At 42.7% G+C, this 18,858-nt stretch carries 16 protein-coding genes; 7 read left to right on the plus strand and 9 right to left on the minus strand.

All coding sequences use genetic code 11. The annotated features are described in order from the left end of the window. Positions 1 to 21 precede the first annotated feature (21 nt). From ABIN91_RS06880 to ABIN91_RS06890, 3 genes are all read left to right on the plus strand, one after another. Complete coding sequence (locus tag ABIN91_RS06880) at positions 22 to 921, plus strand: YegS/Rv2252/BmrU family lipid kinase (protein ID WP_348049848.1); 900 nt, start codon at positions 22 to 24, stop codon at positions 919 to 921. Further along, on the plus strand, positions 911 to 1,447 hold the full coding sequence (locus ABIN91_RS06885; RefSeq protein WP_348049850.1) for a dual specificity protein phosphatase: 537 nt from the start codon (positions 911 to 913) through the stop codon (positions 1,445 to 1,447). The genes ABIN91_RS06880 and ABIN91_RS06885 overlap by 11 nt, the downstream gene beginning before the upstream one ends. 282 nt (positions 1,448 to 1,729) lie before the next feature. Continuing rightward, positions 1,730 to 4,147, plus strand: coding sequence for an outer membrane beta-barrel protein (locus tag ABIN91_RS06890; RefSeq protein WP_348049852.1), 2,418 nt, complete (start codon positions 1,730 to 1,732; stop codon positions 4,145 to 4,147). Positions 4,148 to 4,235: 88 nt separating this feature from the next. On the opposite strand, the gene ABIN91_RS06895 is transcribed toward ABIN91_RS06890, so the two are convergent. After that, entirely contained in the window at positions 4,236 to 4,514 is a 279-nt protein-coding gene (locus ABIN91_RS06895; RefSeq protein WP_348049854.1) for a hypothetical protein, read from the minus strand. Between the two features lie 359 nt (positions 4,515 to 4,873). Between ABIN91_RS06895 and ABIN91_RS06900 the strand changes: the two genes are divergently transcribed. The 3 genes from ABIN91_RS06900 to ABIN91_RS06910 all read left to right on the plus strand — a co-directional run bounded on the left by ABIN91_RS06900 (position 4,874) and on the right by ABIN91_RS06910 (position 9,807). Beyond that, positions 4,874 to 5,425, plus strand: coding sequence for an AraC family transcriptional regulator (locus ABIN91_RS06900; protein WP_348049856.1), 552 nt, complete (start codon positions 4,874 to 4,876; stop codon positions 5,423 to 5,425). A gap of 138 nt (positions 5,426 to 5,563) precedes the next feature. Then, the gene (locus ABIN91_RS06905) at positions 5,564 to 7,792 is read left to right on the plus strand and encodes an ice-binding family protein (protein WP_348049858.1); all 2,229 of its coding nucleotides are present in this window, start codon (positions 5,564 to 5,566) and stop codon (positions 7,790 to 7,792) included. Positions 7,793 to 7,893: 101 nt separating this feature from the next. Further along, positions 7,894 to 9,807 carry an OmpA family protein gene (locus ABIN91_RS06910; protein WP_348049860.1) on the plus strand — a complete coding sequence of 638 codons (1,914 nt, stop codon included), beginning with the start codon at positions 7,894 to 7,896 and terminating at the stop codon, positions 9,805 to 9,807. A gap of 206 nt (positions 9,808 to 10,013) precedes the next feature. On the opposite strand, the gene ABIN91_RS06915 is transcribed toward ABIN91_RS06910, so the two are convergent. Next, positions 10,014 to 10,505: a hypothetical protein gene (locus tag ABIN91_RS06915; protein WP_348049862.1), complete on the minus strand. Its 492-nt coding sequence runs from the start codon at positions 10,503 to 10,505 to the stop codon at positions 10,014 to 10,016. 303 nt (positions 10,506 to 10,808) lie between these two features. Between ABIN91_RS06915 and ABIN91_RS06920 the strand changes: the two genes are divergently transcribed. Next, complete coding sequence (locus ABIN91_RS06920) at positions 10,809 to 13,142, plus strand: TIM-barrel domain-containing protein (RefSeq protein WP_348049864.1); 2,334 nt, start codon at positions 10,809 to 10,811, stop codon at positions 13,140 to 13,142. 4 nt (positions 13,143 to 13,146) lie between these two features. Here ABIN91_RS06920 and ABIN91_RS06925 read toward each other — a convergent pair whose 3' ends face one another. The 7 genes from ABIN91_RS06925 to ABIN91_RS06955 all read right to left on the minus strand — a co-directional run bounded on the left by ABIN91_RS06925 (position 13,147) and on the right by ABIN91_RS06955 (position 18,729). Next, positions 13,147 to 13,959, minus strand: coding sequence for a hypothetical protein (locus tag ABIN91_RS06925; RefSeq protein WP_348049866.1), 813 nt, complete (start codon positions 13,957 to 13,959; stop codon positions 13,147 to 13,149). Positions 13,960 to 13,971: 12 nt separating this feature from the next. Then, entirely contained in the window at positions 13,972 to 15,570 is a 1,599-nt protein-coding gene (locus tag ABIN91_RS06930; RefSeq protein ID WP_348049868.1) for a hypothetical protein, read from the minus strand. Positions 15,571 to 15,636: 66 nt separating this feature from the next. Further along, positions 15,637 to 16,350 (minus strand): hypothetical protein, encoded by a 714-nt coding sequence (locus ABIN91_RS06935; RefSeq protein ID WP_348049870.1) that lies wholly within the window; start codon positions 16,348 to 16,350, stop codon positions 15,637 to 15,639. Position 16,351: 1 nt separating this feature from the next. Next, the gene (locus ABIN91_RS06940) at positions 16,352 to 16,975 is read right to left on the minus strand and encodes a hypothetical protein (RefSeq protein WP_348049871.1); all 624 of its coding nucleotides are present in this window, start codon (positions 16,973 to 16,975) and stop codon (positions 16,352 to 16,354) included. A gap of 64 nt (positions 16,976 to 17,039) precedes the next feature. After that, on the minus strand, positions 17,040 to 17,594 hold the full coding sequence (locus ABIN91_RS06945; protein WP_348049873.1) for a dihydrofolate reductase family protein: 555 nt from the start codon (positions 17,592 to 17,594) through the stop codon (positions 17,040 to 17,042). Between the two features lie 241 nt (positions 17,595 to 17,835). Further along, complete coding sequence (locus tag ABIN91_RS06950) at positions 17,836 to 18,285, minus strand: RES family NAD+ phosphorylase (RefSeq protein WP_348049875.1); 450 nt, start codon at positions 18,283 to 18,285, stop codon at positions 17,836 to 17,838. Between the two features lie 3 nt (positions 18,286 to 18,288). After that, on the minus strand, positions 18,289 to 18,729 hold the full coding sequence (locus tag ABIN91_RS06955; protein ID WP_348049877.1) for an MbcA/ParS/Xre antitoxin family protein: 441 nt from the start codon (positions 18,727 to 18,729) through the stop codon (positions 18,289 to 18,291). Between the last annotated feature and the right edge of the window lie 129 nt (positions 18,730 to 18,858).

Consider the following 18,858-nt stretch of genomic DNA (forward strand, 5'->3'; position numbering starts at 1 on the left):
ATCCCTATATTTATATGGAACATGCTTTATATCAATATCCATATCATTGTTAACCCGGCTTCGGGTAAAGAGGAGCCTATCCTATCGTACCTCAACACCATATTTTTGAATACAGGTATCCATTGGGAAGTAAGCGTAACCACGCCCGATAGGGAAGCTTTTGATATTGCCCGCTCGCTCATCGGCAAAACTGAACTGATCGTAATTTATGGTGGCGATGGCAGCATTGCCGAAGTTGGCCGGGCCCTGTATGGCTGCGATACGCCTATGGCTATTATTCCCGGTGGTACCGCTAATGTAATGAGCAAAGAGCTGGGCATACCGCAAGATGCTATGGAAGCTATTAAACTCATAGCCTATGGCCATACCAAAGTAATTGCCATTGATATGGCTATGGCTAACGATACCCCGTTTTTACTCCGGGTAAACCTGGGCATTATGGCAGATATGATCATCCAGGCGGATGATGCTTTGAAACACAATTACGGGCAATTGGCCTACGGTATTTCGGCAGTGCAAACGCTGGTACACTCCGAGCCAAAACAATACCGCCTGTTGATTGATGGTAAAGAATACATAGAAGAAGGCGTTACCCTTACGGTGACAAACGCCGGCAATATTGGCATTAGCGATTTTAGTTTTTTGCCCCATATTAACGTTACCGATGGCTATCTGGATGTGATACTGATGAACAATACCGACCTGCTATCATTGCTGCGTGTGGCTGGTACCATGCTTTTCCAAACAGAAAGCGAAGTTTTAAAACACTGGCGCTGTAAAGCCGTTACTATAATATTAGATAAGCCCACGCCCTATATTTGCGATGATACCGAACAAACCGCCAGCACAATAAATATTAGTATGATGCCCCGGGTATTAAAGGTTTTGGTTGCAGAAAGCTATAATAAACATGCGCAGTAAACTAAGGAGTTTATGGGTTGTGTTCCGCATCTTTATGATGAAGATAGTGGATAACCTGCACCGGGTAATTTTTGGCTTGCCGCGATTAAAACGCAGCCAGATTACCGCTAACTTGTTTTTGGGCAGTCAGTACAATAAAGTGGGACTAAAAAAGCTGCGCAAGCTTGGCGTTACCGCAATAGTGAACATGCGCATCCATTCGGTTTACAGCAAAGCGCGTTTTATGGGTTTCCATTACCTGCACATCCCCACCATTGATAATACCCCACCACCGATAGAAAATTTGCTGAAAGGCGCCCTGTTTATAGAAAACGAAATTAACCACGGCGGCAAGGCCTATGTACATTGCCGGCAGGGGCTTGGCCGGGGGCCAACCATGGCCCTGGCATACCTCATCAAAATTGGCACTACCCTGCCCGATGCTTTGGCGCTGGTTAAAAGTGTAAGGCCATTTGCCAACCCGCGCCCCGGCCAGATACAGCGTTTAAAGGAGTTTGAAACTTATTGCCGGAAGAATTTTGGATGAAGGGGAGAGAATCCTTTTGATTTGTCATTGAGGAACGAAGCAATCGCACGGAGGCGGAACGGCCCATGCATATTCGTTATGCATGGGCCGCGATTGCTTCGTACCCTGTCTGCCGACAGGCAGGCTCGCAATGACAAAGTTTTTTACACCCTCAATTAAACCCTGCTCCTTCCTTCCCGTCTAAACAAAAACATGCAACATCTATCTAACTAAAATGATACGATGGCCTGCTTTTTTAATCCTGTTTTAATATTATTTTTGTAGTTAATTATAAATAATCTGTTGAATAAAAATTACTTACTCCTTTATTTACTGGTATTTTTATCGTTCAGTACGGTGTTGGCGCAAAGCAATAATGGTACAATAAGCGGCAAAATTACCGATCCATTAACCGGCGAAACCATAGATTTTGCCAGCGTATCTGTTTTAACTCCCGGTACCGAGGATATTGTAAAAAGTAATAACAGTAATAACGGAGGCTTATTTAAAATAAGCAACCTAACCTATGGCAAGTACACCCTGCGCATAACCAACATGGGCTACGAGAAATACATTGCCGAAGATATTGAAGTTGATGGCAGCCATGTTGATGTTTATTTAGGTACGATCAAATTAAAAAAAAGCGGCGGATCGTTAAACGAAGTCGCTATTGTTGAGAAAAAGAATACTGTTGAATTTGGCGCCGATCAGATCAATTATAATGTTTCGTCGAGCTTACAATCAGAAGGCAGCACCGCTACCGATGTTTTGAAGAATGTGCCCATGGTGAGTGTGGATATTGATGGTAACGCCACCATTGCCGGTAAACGCAATACCCGCGTTTTTATTGATGGCAAACCGTCGGACTATATGACATCCAACATTACCGATTTGCTGAATGTGCTACCATCCGACGCGATCGAAAAAATTGAGGTTATGACCAACCCGCCGGCCAAATACTCTGCCGATGGTGAGGGTATCATTAATATTGTACTTAAAAAGGGATATAAAGTTGGCTTAAACGGCACGCTATCGTTAAGCGCGGGTACGCTGGGTAATTACAACGTGAACACTTATGCATCGTACAAAGGCAAAGGGCTTTCGTTAACATCAAGCTATGCTTTTGGCCGCAGCGAAAGCAATACGTACTCCACATCAATGAGTCAGAATTTTTTGGCCGATACCAATTACAACCGTAATCAGTTTGCCAACCGCAATTCCATGAACTTTGGCCACAACCTTCGCGAAAGCATCAATTGGGATATTGATACCACACGCAACCTTCGCTTAACGGGTAATTTTAACTTCAATAAGGCACAGGGCGGCTCAGGCAGCGATTACCTTTATTTTGATGAAAACGATATTGAAACGCAATTGCGCGATCAGAATAACAATAACCACAACCAATCGGTAAACTATGTTTTTGATGCCGATTACACCTGGAAACGCACCAACGGCGATCAGTTAGAGGCCGCAGCTACTTACAGCGCCAATCAGTCAAATAACGACCGCTTTGCACAAACGCTTTATCTGGATGCCAGTGGTTTACCAATAGCCAACTCTAAACCGTTAAACCAAACCTATGCCATTGACGGTAAAAACCGCGCCTTCCAGTTTAAACTGGATTACGATAAGCCGCTGTTTGAAGCCAAAAAAAGCACGTTCAACATCGGGGTTTCGGCCAATATGCGCAAGCATGATAATGACCAGGATGTGCAGGATTATAGCTTTACTAACCAGCTTTACAATCAAAATACGTTATTGAGCAGTCAGTTTACTTATAACGAGCACATTTACGCGGGCTACGCCAGCTTAACCATTAAAACCGAAAACAAGTGGAGCTTTAGAATGGGCGGCCGAAGCGAGCTTACCGATGTTAATTTTAACCTGGGTGATAACGCCGCCGATGCTTACAGCATAAAGCCATACATCAGCTTTTTCCCTAATGTATCCGCAGCAAAAAACTTTAGTAATTACACCGTGGGCATAAGCTACAGCGGCCGCATTGGCAGGCCAAACGAGTATGCGCTAAACCCGCAGGTTATTTACAACACCAACAACCCAAACATCGCCTTTGGTAATACCGATCTTATACCATCGTACACGCAACAGTTAGACTTAACCTTTAGCATTTACGGTAAAAACTGGGCCTTTTACCCACGCATAGGCGTTGCCAACACCTCGCATATTATTGAACGCCTTACCACCCCTATTAATAGCGGCGCATACCAAACTACGTATAACAATTTAGGCTCAAGCAGTTACAACACGGTTAATTTGTACGGCAACTATCGCGTAAGCCGCAAAATAAATCTGAACGGCGGCGGTACCTTTGGCCACATGGTTTACGAAAGCCAGAGCGATGCCCGCCGCAACCGCAACGGTTATACCATACAAAGCAAGGCCGGCGCGCAGATAGATCTGCCGGGCAAAACAGCTTTTGAGGGTAACTTTAATTACTACTCCAACTCATCGGCGCAGGGGCGTAATAAAGGTTCGTTAACATCGAGCTTTGCCATGCGCAAGGCCTTTTATAAAAACAAAATGCGCGTGCGTATTATGGCCGTTAACCCGCTGGGCCAAACCAGCAGTACCACCCTAACCAATGATGTAACCTTTAACAAGCAAGATTATTACACCATTAACAGCCGCAACTACACCATATCGGTTAGTTATAACTTTACTAAGGTGGGCAATAAGGCGGTTAAGAAGATTATTTAGATCAGGAGATCGAGCCCCTTCCGCACCCAAAGCTGATTACAGGCAAATTCATTCTAAGGTTTACTTCGTTTAAATTATTTACCATGTATTATTGAGTAAGTAAAATAATACAATCGTTGTGTAGTTCATAATTACAGTTGGGGGCTTGATCTTTTATAGATTGTTCTGCGATAAATCTTACAATTTTTTCTAGTTTTTCAATGCTTATTTTTGTTTCTTGTAACCATTTTTTAATGGTTGGAAGGTAAATTATGGCAACGCAATTACCACCTCCATATTCAAAAAATAATTTTAATTCATTTATGTCGTCTTTATAGATAACATAACCACCTCGTCCCTTATTGATGTATTCAAGTTTTTGTTGCATCCGATTTTTAAACTGAAATATTAGCTAACAGAATTCCTCCTTTCGCACAAACGGAAATGGTTTAAACACTATTCCCGTTCTTTGTTTATGGCCATATATCTTGCAAGATACATAATATTAATTTACAGTTAATAAACTACACTTATTCCTTAATATCGGGCATTTTTGATTTGTTTCTTCTCCATTTAGCAGACAAATAATACGTTTCTTTTTTTATTAAAAATACAGTATATAAACAGAATGTACCCTGATAGGTCTGAATACTGGAATAATGATCAGCAATTACCCCAATAAAGTGCTGGCTAACAAATAGCGTTAACTAATTAAAAAGGGGGCACTGGCTTTGCAAGTAATGGTTAATGATCCTCCTGATTAAAAACATGGTTTGCTTGAGTTGCCAAATGGTAGTGAAATACGAATTGGAAAAGCTCGGCATTAATTTAATGACCATAGAAGCCGGAATGGTTACTATATTGGAAGCCATGTCGGCACAGCAATTAGTAAGTTTTAAGCTTGCTTTAATTAATGCCGACCTGGAGCTGGTAGATAGCCGGAAGAATATGTTAGTTGATAAGATCATCAATGTAATTTCGGAGATGATCAATGGTACTGATCATGTTTTAAAGATCAATTTTTCTAATCATCTAAGTAAAAAGCTAAACCTCGATTATACTTATATGGCTAATGTATTCTCTGAACATCAGGGAACCACCATTGAACAATATATAATTCAACACAGAATACTAAGGGTAAAACAACTGATTTGCCACAACGATTTAAATTTGACCGAAATTTCGTGGAAACTAAATTACAGTAGTGTGGCCCACCTGTCAACACAGTTTAAAAAAGTTACCGGTATTACTCCTTCTCAATATAAACACATCGATTGCAATAGCCGCATAGCGGTTTAACAGGTGTGAATTATAGAACTTTTTCCACTAATTATATAACGTTTTAACCTACATCCCAAGGTAGGTTTGTATTGTCCTAAAACCTGATCCCTTAGGTCTGGATAAAAAAGAACCATACTATTAATTAAAAAAATGACCATGAAAAAAAAATCTACTTTGATTATCGATAATAGTTCCCGGCCCCGCTGCCTCGGCTATTCCCAGATCTTTAATACACTTTGTTTTATCGCATTCGCGCTGGCAATTTTTGCTGGCTGTAAAAAAGATACCTATAAAGCAGTAGAAGGCGTTTGCCCTATTGTTACCGCTACCGATCCTTCGGATAAAGCTGTTGATGTTGTACTTAATAAAGTAATCTCGGCAACATTTAATACCGCCATGGATTCTGCAAGCATCAGCAATTTAACTTTTATTATTAAACAAGGTGCTACCGTGATTACCGGAAAGGTATCAACCACGGCAGATAATAAGGTTTTCACCTTTAAGCCCACTGTGGCACTGCTACCCTTTGTAACGTACACCGGTACCATTACTACCGGCGCTACAGATGTTTTCCATACCGCCCTCACCGATAATTATGTGTGGACATTCACAACCATTCCGCAAGTAACCTTATCTGCCAATCCTGTTTTGGGTGGTACGGTGGCAGGTGCGGGGGTATTTGCGCAGGGATCAAAAGCTACAGTAACGGCAACACCTAACACAGGTTTCACATTTACAAGTTGGACGGATGCCGGTGTTGTGGTTTCAACAAGCTCAAGCTATCAGTTCACTATGGCAGGTAACAGAACGCTGGTTGCTAACTTTACAGCCATACCGGTTGGTAACTTCGCGGTAGTATTATCATCAGCACCGGTTGCCGGGGGTACTACAGGTGGTGCGGGTGCTTTCGCGGCAGGTACCGTGGTAACGGTAACATCAACACCAAACGCAGGTTATACCTTTACCAATTGGACAGATAACGGTGTAATTGTTTCGGTAAGTTCAAGTTACCAATTTATTATAGCAAGTAACCGCACTTTGGTTGCTAATTATACTGTAATACCTGCTTCGCAATTAGCGGTGGTGTTATCATCAAATCCTATTGCAGGCGGTTCAACAACTGGTTCTGGCTCGTACACGTCCGGATCATCAGTAACAGTGACAGCTACAGCTAATGTAGGTTACACTTTTGCCAATTGGACAGAGAACGGAAATGTGGTTTCTACCAGTGCTGCATACACTTTCGCGTTATCAGCAAGCAGAACATTGGTTGCCAACTTTACCGTGATCACCTTTACCTTAACAACATCTGCAGTTAACGGAACAGTTGTGGCTAACCCTAACCAAACAACCTATAATTTTGGGAGCGCGGTACAACTTACTGCAAGCCCTGCTACAGGATATGTGTTTACCGGCTGGAGCGGCGATGCTACCGGAACGGCCAACCCGCTAACGGTAACCATGAACGCTAATAAAAACATTACGGCCACCTTTGCGCCAATAACGTTCACTTTAACGGTTACTGCTTTAAACGGAGCAGTGGTTAAAAACCCCAACGCTACTAATTACAACAGTGGCACAATTGTACAACTTACGGCTACAGCAAATCCGGGTTATACCTTTACCGGTTGGACGGTTGATGCCACCGGAACTACAAATCCATTATCTGTTACCATGAATGCTAATAAAAATATCACGGCTAACTTTACCCTAAATCCTGCTGTTGGCCCTACCCTGGCTAACCTTGGCGGTGCGGGTAATTTTACAATTTTAACGCAGGCAGGCATTACAGATGTTCCAACATCAGCCATTACAGGTAATATAGGTGCCAGCCCAATTTCGGGTGCATCTTTAGTTATCGGCTGCCCGGAGGTAAACGGAACTATTTATACGATAGATGGGGCTGGCCAAACATCGGCCTGTGCTGTAACCAACAAAAACCTGGTTGATATTGCTGTGGCAGATATGGGAACGGCTTACACTACAAATTACGGTTTAACCACACCCGCTCCTGTTAATGAGCAATCGTCGGGTGTGCTTAGTGGCGAAACGCTAACTCCTGGTATTTATAAATGGAGCTCTAACGTTTCAATAACTACTGGTATTACCCTTAAGGGTGGTCCGAATGATACCTGGGTTTTCCAGATAGCGGGTAACTTAACTGTAAATAACAGCGCTATCATTACGCTTACTGGTGGTGCCCAGGCTAAAAATATTGTTTGGGTAGTGGCGGGTGCAACAACCGCGCTTGGAACAAATGTTGATTTTAGTGGTGTGATTCTGTCAAAAAACCTCATATCACTTAATACAGGTGCTAAGGTTACAGGTAGGTTACTATCGCAAAAAGCGGTTACCCTGATCAAGAATATCGTTGTTAATCCTTAATCATATCTTATCAACAAGTAAATCCTCCCACAGGGAGGGTTTACTTAGTTCAATTAAACAATAATTTAAAATATAATCTTATGTTATCCATAAATAAAATAATGCAAAAACTACTCATCGCTGCTTTGATGGTAGTTATTGCCGGTCCATCTGCAATGGCACAAGTTACGCCGCCTACGTGGTGGTTCGGTGTATCGGGAGCTGGTAATTTTAACTGGTACGATGGTACTACCCAGCGCTTAAACAATTCGTTAATAGTTCCTACGGCTTTCCATAAGGGATTTGGCGTTCGCCCGTATGCTTCCGTTTTGGCTGAGTATCGCCCTGCGGGTATTTGGGGTGGAATGTTAAATGTAGCTTACGACGGGCGTGGAGCTAAATTTGACGAAGTAATTGCCCCCTGTAATTGCCCGGCTAACTTAACAGCCAATGCAAGTTATATAGCTATTGAGCCAAGCTTGCGTTTGGCTATACCAAAAACCGGTATTTACCTTTTTGCTGGTCCAAGGGTATCTTTCAACATAACCAATAGCTTTGAATACACACAACTTAAACAACCTAATACCAACGCCGATTTGAGCGAAGTGAAAAAGGTATTAGTATCTGGCCAGGTTGGTGTTGGTTATGAAATACCATTATCATCAGCCAGCAGCGTAACCAAGTTTGATCTGTCGCCATTCGTTTCTTTCCATCCATACTTTGGTCAGGAGCCGCGTAACATCGAAAGCTGGTCGGTAACTACAGTGAGGGCCGGTATCGCGTTAAAATTTGGCGTAGGCAAAAAGGCTCCCATTAAAGAAGTTGCTATTATCCCGGTAGCACCCGATGTTATTTTCACCGTTCGTGCACCTAAAACAGTACCATTAAAACGTAACGTAAGCGAAACCTTACCTTTGCGTAATTCGGTATTCTTTGACGAAGGATCGGCTGCTATACCGGATAGGTATATCGCACTTACGGCTACACAGGCTGTAACTTTTAAAGAAGATCAGTTACAAAAAGCTGAATCGGCAAATACAGTTGGTCGCTCTTCAAGGCAGTTAAATGTGTATCATAACATACTTAATATTTTAGGAGATAGATTAAGAGCCAACCCTGGTACTACCATCACATTAAATGGCGCTGCCGCTGGCGGCCCGGTTGATGGCAAAATACTTGCCGAGAATGTTAAACTATACCTTGTGTCAAACTATGGTATTGATGGCACACGTATCACCACTATAGGTCGTACAAAACCGGTTATCCCTTCAGAACAGCCGGGTGGTACAAAAGAACTGGCGTTATTACGTGCAGGCGACAGACGCGTTGATATTACCAGTAACTCGCCCGAGTTGCTTACCGAAGTAGGTGGTGGTATGATGAAACCTGTTCAGATAGTTGCTGTACAGGTAGATCCGCTTGATAGTCATGTTGTTTTTAATATGGATAAAGCCAAAGATGTATTTACATCATGGACCATAGATATGACCGACGATAGGGGAACTGTACAACATTACGGCCCGTACACCCAAAACCAGGAAAGTATTTCGGGAGCGGCGATATTAGGTAACAACCCCGAAGGTAATTACAAAGTAGTAATGACCGGGCAGACTAAAGGCGGTATGACCTTGACCAAAGAAAGCTCTGTGCATTTAGTTCGTCAGGATCAGGCACCCGAAACTGGTTTGCGTTACAGCATTTTATACGATTTTGATAAGTCGAACTCTACTGCATCGTACGATAAATTCCTGACAAATACCGTAGCGGCATCAATTACCGATGGCGCAACTGTTATTATACACGGCCATACTGATGCTATTGGCGACGAAGAGCATAATCTTAAACTTTCGCAAGAACGGGCTAAAGATGTGCAGACCACACTGGAGCGCGCTTTAAATAAAGCCGGCAAAACCAACGTTAAATTTGAAATTATAGGTTTTGGAGAAGATGTAGCCCATGCGCCATTTGATAATAATTTGCCCGAAGAACGTTTTTACAACAGAACGGTTATTATTGATATAATACCCAATAAGTAGTTAGTTAAATGATATAGTACAATTGTTTTAAAGCGGTTGTGCTATATCACTAATAACCAACATGATTTCTTGAAGGTGTTCTTATTATAATGCACTATCATAAAAAAAGCCCCTTTTGTTAGGGGCTTTTTTTATGATATGGAAATTTGAAATATCTATTACAGATGTTATGGTTATACCGTAATACGCCGTTACAGGTGCATTTGCTAAAAGGTAAAACTTCCCGACATTATGCTGATGTGATCAGCCTCGTTATTATTTAAATGGGGGAATGCGCCGCTTATTGGTTTCAAACCATATATCATCACAACACCCATTAACGCTACCGGAGGGCTGCTATGTGAAGCATAAAATAGTACTTGCGGATCTTTAGCCCGGGTAGATTCAATATTATAATGGCCTATCCTAACGGAGTTTGAAAAAGTAATGATCAATCTTTCGCCACCGTCAAACATGAACGTCAAACTTTTTGCTGTCCAATGCATCTGGTTTGTGTGCATCACCACCATACGCCCCTCATGATTCAAATAGTGAAACTTACAGTATGGCTGTACTTTGGTTTGTAATGGGGTTATATTCTTATTATTTGCAACAACGCGGTTAGCAACAGCTAAATGATTTGCCGGCTTAAAACTGGTAAAGCAAACAGCGGAGCAAAGCAATAATATGGATACTGCCGATTGGATAAGTTTTTTCATACTATAACAATAGCATTATTTTATAAAAGCGATGGTTTATTAATACCTGTTTTGATGTTAAAAATTTCCGGAAGTCATTATAGTTTAACTACTTATCAGCATATTTTGTTAATTTAAAAATGCTTCATTTTCGTATATATGTTGTAGTGCATAAAAATACAATCGGTTTAATTCTCCCTGAAATAACTTGCATTTGTCATAGCTAATAATTACGTTCGTATAATAATTGTAATAATTACAATTATTACAGCCAGCTGTCTGTTCGCAGGTAACTTATAAACCCAACCAACCAATAACCAATTTATGAATAAAACATTACGTTTATCACTTTTTGTGCTTTTTGTAGCGCACATCGGCAACGCATTTTCGCAATCGTACCAGCGCACCGCCCAGGGTGTTAAGGCAAATATTCAATCTATGGATATTGAAGTGCAGTTTTATTCCCCTCAAATTGTGCGGGTGTTAAAACAACCCGAAGGAAATGTGTTAAAGAAAGGGAGTCTTGCTGTAATTAAAAAGCCGCAGCAAACTCAATTGGATATAAGCGATCAAAACGGCGTAGTCACTTTAAAAAGCAGTGCGCTTATAGCCAGGTTTAACCTTAAAACAGGCAGCGTAAGTTTCGCGGGTATTAATGGCGCGCCTTTGTTTACCGAGAAAGATTACGGCGCGCAGTTTACACACGTCAGAGATGGTAACGATGCATCTTTTGAAATACGGCAAGCTTTTTTGTTAGATAAAGACGAGGTGATTTATGGCCTTGGCCAGCAACCCAATGGCAAGCTGAACCAGCGCGGACAAAAAGTATATTTACGTAACGAGAACACCCGCGTTTGTATACCCTTCTTCCAATCGGTAAAGGGCTATGGCATTTATTGGGACAGCTACGCCCCTACCACCTTTACCGACAATGTGCAGGAAACCGCCTTTGACTCGGAAGTTGGTAATTGTTCCGACTATTATTTTATGTACGGCGGAGGTGCCGATGGCGTTGTAACCCAAATGCGCGATCTTACAGGCCAAGCCCCGATGATGCCTTTATGGGTATATGGTTACAGCCAATCGCGCGAGCGCTACAAAACACAATTTGAGCTGGTAGATGTGGTTAAAAAATACCGCGCGCTTAAAGTGCCCTTAGATGGCATTGTACAGGATTGGCAGTATTGGGGTAAAGACGATAACTGGAACGCCATGAGTTTTGATGCTGCCACATATCCAAAACCACAGTTAATGGTTGATAGTGTGCACTTGTTAAACGCGCACTTGTTTATTGTTTCGTGGCCGGGTTTTGCCCCTAAAACACCACAATACCAAGAGTTTAAGCAAAAGAATATGCTGATCAATTTTGACACCTGGCCACCGGGCGCCAATACACGCCCTTATGATGTATACAACCCGGCCGCGAGGGATATTTATTGGAGTTATTTAAACAAAGGCATTTTTTCGTTGGGCCCGGATGCCTGGTGGCTGGATTCGACTGAACCCGATCATATCAATGTGAAGGACAAGGATTTTGACCAGCCTACTTTTTTAGGCACTTTTAGAAGTGTACAAAATGCGTTCCCGTTGCAACATACCAAAGGCGTTTATGAGCACCAAAGGCAAACATCCGAAGCTAAACGGGTTATTCTGCTTACCCGTTCGGCATTTGCCGGTCAGCAACGCTACAGCGCCAATACCTGGAGTGGTGATATACGATCAGACTGGCCGACGTTTAAAAGACAGATTCCTAACGCGCTTAACTTTTCTATGACCGGGCTACCCTATTGGAATGCCGATATAGGTGGCTTTTTTGCCGGTAACTGGAATAAAGGCGGCGGTATAAATAACCCCGAGTTTAGGGAGTTGTATACCCGCTGGTTGCAGTTTGCCACCTTTACGCCCATGATGCGCTCGCATGGTACGGATATCCCGAGAGAGATATACCAGTTTGGTAAACGTGGCGATGAGATATTTGATGTACTGGATAAGTTTATTAACCTGCGTTATAGTTTGCTGCCTTATACCTATTCAACCGCCTGGGATGTTACACACAATTCTGGTTCCATCATCAGATCGTTATATGCCGGGTTTGGTAATGATAAGCAGGGTTATGAAAACAATAACGAGTTTCTGTTTGGCAAATCGTTTTTGGTGGTGCCCGTTACCGATAAAGGCCTCAAAAGCCAAAGCGTTTACTTACCAGCCGGAACCAAGTGGTACGATTTCTGGACGGGAGAAGCTATTGATGGCGGTAAAACTATTGAGCGCGCTACTCCAATTGACATATTGCCGCTGTATGTACAAGCAGGATCAATCATTCCCTGGGGACCTAATGTGCAATATGCAACAGAGAAAAAATGGGATAACTTAACCATTCGTATTTATCCCGGTGCAGATGGTAAATTCACCTTGTACGAAGATCAAAACGATAGTTACAATTATGAAAAGGGCATGTATGCCACTATAGATTTTGCATGGAACGATAAAGAAAGCACATTAACTGTTAATAAGCAGCAAGGATCGTTCCCGGGAATGCTTAAAAAACGGGCTTTCAACTTTATTATTGTTAAACCAAATCACGGTGCCGGTATTGAAAGCCCGTCTCCTGATAAAACCAAGGTTTATAATGGCGAGTTTACGAAAATTAAGTTTTAACGTTTTATTGGGCCAGCGCAGCCGCATTAGCGGCTGCCAAACCAGCCTGTAGCGATTTTAGTTTCACCTGTGCCTTATTCAAATCTGCCTGGGCATGGTTGAGTTGTGTAGTAACATTTTTTAACGCCGCTTGGCTGTGTTTATACGCTGCTAAAGCATTAGTATAGGCGGTATGGAGATAACTTTGCAGCGATGCCGTTTCCTTTTTAGGTGCCGCTTTGCCGGGAGCCATGCCGGTTAGGGTTTGATACAAGGCTGCCGCATGCTTATCACTCAGTTTGGTGGCTGCCGCCGATTCTGTATGAGCAGCAGCAGCCGCAAAGCTTGATTGCAAGGCTACCAACGTTAAAGCAACGGCATTATTGGCATCTGTACCCGCGGTACCTACCAGGCTCACCAGATCATCGGATATTAAAGGGTTAAGCGCCTTTTGCCTGATGACAAGGTTAGCCAGCTTATTGGTTACCTCGGCAGTGTAAATGAGCTTATCTATCAATAGTTTCATTTCGGCGGCAAGGTTTGTGGTGCTGCTAGCTGCTTCACCCATTTCCTTTATGGCGATAGCTGAGTTATTGACCAGATCGAGCGCGCTTTGTACCAGTGTATCTAATACCTGCTTGTTGCTAAGGGCTTGCTGTTTATTACTATCGGCCACGGCCAAAAAACCCTGATAGCTATCGGCCTTTCCGGTTAACGAGTTAACTATGGCCTGCAACTGATCTACCTGCTGTTGCGCACTGATCACATCAATGGTTAATTTATCCAGTTCGGTTTTCTTGTGCGCTGTTATTCCTTTAGTTTGTATGTTGTTTAACATGGGCTGGCCTGGTTAAATTGAAAAGGTTTTTGTTGTGTTGATGTTGGATAGGGCGCTCCGGTAATTCTGGTCCTCATCTGCATCTATTGTTAATACAGCCGGTATATATTCGCTTCCAGTAAGCAAGGGGTTGCCAAAGTTATCGGTTGTGCTTTCACTTATAGTGGCTGTGTATTGCCCTTTGCCGTCGGCAACAGCCACCGTATAATTAGCGGCCGGTACTTGTTCGGCTATCATCGCATCAAAAACAAAACCTGCTTTATTGTGATGCATCAAAACCGTACTTACAGGTAAAAACAGGCAACGGTGTTCTGGTTTCGATGTGGCATTTTGGGCCGCTCTAAACTCTAATTGCAGTACGTTACCGGCTTGCTTTTCGGCGGAAGCCTTAACTTTAATAACGTTTATGCTATCGGCGGCAACCGCTGCAAACTGCGGGTTAATGTTAAAGGTATTTGATGCTGCGGATAAAAAATTATCAAAATTATTAATGCTTTTTTTATAAGCATCGGTGTAAACTGCCATTAAAAACACCACGTAATTTGTTCCGGCCGTAATTGGCTCGCCATCGGCATCGTGCAAAACAAATGTTTTGGATGTTGAAGTAGCAGACGGCATTTTCCTATAATTAAAACGCTGACTAACATGGCTTTTTGCACCAACCGGTATATTGATAATGATGTGATCACTTTTTTGAGCAAGCAGGTTTTCCGCGTCGGTTATTGAAAAGGTTACCTTTTGTGAATCCTTAACCAAAATAAAATAGTAGCTGCTAACCGGGTCAATATCGGTTAATGGTTTTTTAAACGGGGCTTGGATCTGCTCGAAATTAACCGTGAAGCTGCTTTCATCAACATCGCTAACGCTTAAGCTATTATTGAGGTTGACCGTGGCAAAACCCAGGGCGGTTTGGGCTGCTTGTACATCGGTAGTCGAATCAAGATGGGCTCCCCCGGCTAAAGCTTCTGCCGCGCTTGCTGCGGCTAAAGTGCTTTGCGCATTCAGTACAGTTTGCATGGCTGCACCGGCATCTGCGGAGCAAAGCTTGAGCAGGTTATTAGCCTGCGCGTTGGTACTTTTCGACTTATCCCATACCGTAGCCGATGAAACCTCAGACGTTAACATAGAAGCCTGCATCGCATTTTGCGAAGCCTGTTCTGCAGCGTATGCGGTATCGTTTATGAGTTGTTTAAGCTGGGTGGCATACGTATACAGTTGAGTACCATAATCGGCCGCGTTTATGATGCTGAATATGCTGCCGATATCGCCGGCCAGCCTTACAATGGCATTAGCGGCAACCTGCACATTAGCCGCGCAAACAGCCGCGTTAGTAACCGACTGCTTTACATATTGATTGGCCTGCGTTGCCGATGCCAGTTGATTGTTAGCTATATTGCTAACCGTTACAGCCTGGTTGCTAACCGCTTGCCTAAACACCAAACCAGCTTTGGCCGATACTAACTTTTGCCCTGCCGTAATAGTTGCTCCTTGATCGTGGTAAAGGCTAAACAACGAAGCGTTAGCCTTGGCTACAAGGTTTTTCACCTCCAGGTTTTGCATCTCCAACGCATTAACTACGGTAGCGTGCAGGTTATCGGTATAGCTATTCATTTTTGTGATAAGTAAGGTTAATTAAATATAGCAATATATCAGCCTATTGCTGCAAGCTTGCAGCCGTCAATCAAAAAATATATCGATCAGCACCTTTTCGTCCTTTCGCCACCGCAACCAGCCTTTAACCGGCGATTTGCATTGGCTGATGTATTTATGGCAGGGTTCGCCCTCGTGCTTGTTGTTATCGGTATTGTAAAAGCAATCAAACTGTACCTGCACCCAATCGCCTTGTACCTGCATGGGGCAAAACATTTCGTACTTTTCGGTGCCGGGTATGGGTTCGCCTTTGCCATCGGGCCCGGTTTGCAAGGGTATACTTTTGTTCCCTTCGTAAAGTGGTTTTATCCCGGTTGAACTGGTTATATAATTGCTCCAGGTAATAAAATCGTAGCCTTTGGTTTTGGGCAGGTATTTTTCGGTAGTGCGGTTTACCAATACCTTGTAAGCTTTGGGGCTTTGGCTGATGCAAACAAAATGCATAATGCCATAGTCGGGCTTAAAGTATTTTGGCGATACGCTGAATTTAGCATCATGCCCCATATCAATGCTCTGGTACTTTTTTGTTAGTAGGCTATCATCATAAATATCAAACTTTTGAGGCGCTTTAATTAAGCCGATGCCCAAGCTGCTAACCGGGTTATCATACATAGCTTCGTGCGTGGTATCGGTAGCAATTTTGCTTAAAACCTTTTCGGCCAGGGTTTCTTTTTTAGCGGTTTTGCTTTGGCAGGATGCCAGGATGCTAACAGCGGCAATATAAATAAGTATTTTCTTCATTCTACTTCAAATTTTTAGTTGCCCCATAAAGCTGATCGGCAGCGTTAACTAACCCTTTTAAAATACCAAACTCTTTAACGTAGGGATAACATGCGCCGAGATATTCCGAAGCTGCATAATAACTGAGTAAGCGGGTTTTGCTATTGGAGTATTCCATTAAAAAAGAAGTAGCCGCATCATGAATAGCATACAGCCCCATGGTTTTACCATCTTTTACATAACTACAGCTTCGGGGTAGTTTATCCAGATCGGTTTGGTTATACCGGAATGCAGAATCAGGTTTAATCAACTTCATTACCGAATCGGTTTCAATTTTTGTAAGCAGCTTTTGTTTCACTATAATTCCTTGATCTAACAATTTTGGCTGCGGTATAACCGATGTGGATATATTAGCCAGGTAATATTTGCCATGCTGGATAAATAAACAATAGAAGTTCCTTTCGCTATACATCCATGTACTGGTTCCCCACGATATTAATGCATACTCAAAATTATTATCCTTTATAAAATCAATAATGCTTTGGTGCGAGTAATTGAGCTCTTTTTTTGTATCAATACGCAATTGCCCATAGCTAAAGCAAGTGGATATTGCAGCGATAAATATAGTAAGCAGCAGCTTTTTCATAACTATATAAATATCCAAAAAATATGGTATTAAATTGGGGTTACGGCTAAACTAAAATTGAAATTTATACCGCATCATAATTTAACAGCATCACCCCGCTTTTAAACGCGCGCGAACTGGTGAGTTTCAAATCAAGCGTTTTTTCCATGCCTGTAAAGATGGAGATACCGCCGCCCAGGGCAATGGGATCAATCATAATAATATACTTGTCGATCAAGTCCGCTTCGGCAAATTGGGATACGATGGTGCCGCTGCCTAAAATAGTCATATCCTTACCAGGAGTGGCCTTCAGTTTTTTAACCTGCTCCACAATGCCTCCTGATATGATAGTAGTATTGTCCCAATCGGCCTTTTTAAGTGTGTTGCTAAAAACGATCTTTTCAGATCTATTCATGTTATCGGCAACTTCGGGCATGCTTTGTTTAGCCGCATCGGTTGGCCAAAAACTGTACATCATGTCATAAGTTACCCGGCCAAACAGCAATATGTCCCCACCTTGCGAACTTTCTTTAGAAAAATCGGCTTCCTCGCCACCATGCTCGTGCCATTGCATGCTGTTGTTGAGGTCTTTGTAATAACCATCCAACGATATAAAATTGAATACGCTTAGCTTTCTCATAACATGTTTATTTGGTATTACTAAATTAAGGGTATTAACAAGGGGTAGGCGGTGTTGTTCGAGACGGTTTGAGGGGTTGGATGGGACAAATTCAACGCCCATGTCATTTCGACGGTAGGAGAAATTTTCTGCTCTTGCTTAGTCTGCTGTAGATTATCCCTCGCAGAAGATTTCTCTCTCGTACCTCGTTCGAAATGACATGAGGCTAATTGTTGTTATTCTGCATTCTAAAAATGCGCCCCTACCCCTTTATCCTCACATCAAAAACAAACGCCTCAACCCTAACCAACTCAACCAAGCCAAAATCGGCATGTAGGGGGTTAATTAAATAGTTGGTTTCGCCGTCTATAATGGATGATGGTACCTGGAGTATGGCTGTTGTGCCTTGCTTTACCCATTGGGCGCCTAATTGCTGGGTATAGGGCATTTGGTTAAAGGCGCGCCAATCGGGTAGTAAGTCGGCAGTGGTGATGGTTTGGATGGCGATGGTATCCGGGATGTGGATGGTCATCACCCTAAAATTATCGTTCAATCCGGCTTTGTTGCGGTGTACCACGTTCTCTAAGCAAGCCAGCGAACGTGAGGATGCGGTGTAGATCATTTCTACCTCGTTGGGGTTCCAGCGGGCGGCCCGGCCAGATGCCTTGAGCGCGCTGGCATATTTGGCTAAAGCGATGCGGTAAACCAGCATAGGTTAAGCCAGATCGCCGTATTCTATGCGGATCAGTTCTTCCTCTATCAGTTGGATCCCGGTAATTGTATCCATCAGATCAAAAGGAATCTGGTTGCCTAAACCATAGGCCGGCGTGTTTATCCACTCATAAAAAGCGGCTGCCGAACCAAATATTTCAATCCCCTTATCAAACAGGGCGAAAGATTTTAAGAGTTTTTCGCTTAAAGCGGAATCAAGCTTCAAGGCCAGTTTTAAATGGTTTTGGATGGTTTTAACGGTAGTTTTAAACACGTTTTGAAACTCCTGCTGTGAAAATCCCGACAAGGATAAAAAATCGATAGCGGCTTTGGCATCCAACCCTTCTTTAGAGCTAATGAGCAAATTTATGGCATTAGCATACATGGCCTGGTAAATGGTTACCAAATCGGCATCGGTTTGAATATGTTGTTCTTTCACTTTCATCCTTATTCAAATTTAAGAAAATTTTCTCTAACAAGAAGAAATTTTTCCACATTTTGTTTTAGTAAATTAATAATGTGGGTAAGGTGTCATTCTGAGGCACTCGAAGAACGCGCGCAGAGGCCATATCCG

This window comes from Mucilaginibacter sp. (assembly GCF_039921305.1).
In the GTDB taxonomy this organism is placed as follows: Bacteria; Bacteroidota; Bacteroidia; order Sphingobacteriales; family Sphingobacteriaceae; genus Mucilaginibacter.

Coding starts and splice junctions, on each gene's coding strand:
- ABIN91_RS06895 (WP_348049854.1), bottom strand. CDS start 4,514: ATGCAACAAAAACTTGAATACATCAATAAGGGACGAGGTGGTTATGTT.
- ABIN91_RS06880 (WP_348049848.1), top strand. CDS start 22: ATGCTTTATATCAATATCCATATCATTGTTAACCCGGCTTCGGGTAAA.
- ABIN91_RS06910 (WP_348049860.1), top strand. CDS start 7,894: ATGCAAAAACTACTCATCGCTGCTTTGATGGTAGTTATTGCCGGTCCA.
- ABIN91_RS06915 (WP_348049862.1), bottom strand. CDS start 10,505: ATGAAAAAACTTATCCAATCGGCAGTATCCATATTATTGCTTTGCTCC.
- ABIN91_RS06900 (WP_348049856.1), top strand. CDS start 4,874: ATGATCCTCCTGATTAAAAACATGGTTTGCTTGAGTTGCCAAATGGTA.
- ABIN91_RS06905 (WP_348049858.1), top strand. CDS start 5,564: ATGAAAAAAAAATCTACTTTGATTATCGATAATAGTTCCCGGCCCCGC.
- ABIN91_RS06920 (WP_348049864.1), top strand. CDS start 10,809: ATGAATAAAACATTACGTTTATCACTTTTTGTGCTTTTTGTAGCGCAC.
- ABIN91_RS06925 (WP_348049866.1), bottom strand. CDS start 13,959: ATGTTAAACAACATACAAACTAAAGGAATAACAGCGCACAAGAAAACC.
- ABIN91_RS06950 (WP_348049875.1), bottom strand. CDS start 18,285: ATGCTGGTTTACCGCATCGCTTTAGCCAAATATGCCAGCGCGCTCAAG.
- ABIN91_RS06935 (WP_348049870.1), bottom strand. CDS start 16,350: ATGAAGAAAATACTTATTTATATTGCCGCTGTTAGCATCCTGGCATCC.
- ABIN91_RS06940 (WP_348049871.1), bottom strand. CDS start 16,975: ATGAAAAAGCTGCTGCTTACTATATTTATCGCTGCAATATCCACTTGC.
- ABIN91_RS06945 (WP_348049873.1), bottom strand. CDS start 17,594: ATGAGAAAGCTAAGCGTATTCAATTTTATATCGTTGGATGGTTATTAC.
- ABIN91_RS06885 (WP_348049850.1), top strand. CDS start 911: ATGCGCAGTAAACTAAGGAGTTTATGGGTTGTGTTCCGCATCTTTATG.
- ABIN91_RS06930 (WP_348049868.1), bottom strand. CDS start 15,570: ATGAATAGCTATACCGATAACCTGCACGCTACCGTAGTTAATGCGTTG.
- ABIN91_RS06955 (WP_348049877.1), bottom strand. CDS start 18,729: ATGAAAGTGAAAGAACAACATATTCAAACCGATGCCGATTTGGTAACC.